The sequence below is a fragment of the Pseudomonas kitaguniensis genome (assembly GCF_049199985.1).
GTDB lineage: Bacteria > Pseudomonadota > Gammaproteobacteria > Pseudomonadales > Pseudomonadaceae > Aquipseudomonas > Aquipseudomonas kitaguniensis.
Window position 1 is genome coordinate 1 of the sequence record NZ_JBLZPT010000068.1, and the last position, 264, is coordinate 264.

1 rRNA gene is annotated in these 264 nt (G+C 50.0%); it reads right to left on the reverse strand.

Features of this window, described 5'->3' with window-relative positions:
* Positions 1-264: ribosomal RNA gene (locus tag ACOZK9_RS27510) — 23S ribosomal RNA — on the reverse strand; the annotation flags it as partial.

Genomic DNA, 264 nt, shown 5'->3' on the forward strand with positions numbered 1-264 from the left:
GTTTCGGGTCTATTCCCAGCGACTAGACGCCCTATTAAGACTCGCTTTCGCTACGCCTCCCCTATTCGGTTAAGCTCGCCACTGAAAATAAGTCGCTGACCCATTATACAAAAGGTACGCAGTCACCCAACAAAGTGGGCTCCCACTGCTTGTACGCATACGGTTTCAGGATCTATTTCACTCCCCTCTCCGGGGTTCTTTTCGCCTTTCCCTCACGGTACTAGTTCACTATCGGTCAGTCAGTAGTATTTAGCCTTGGAGGAT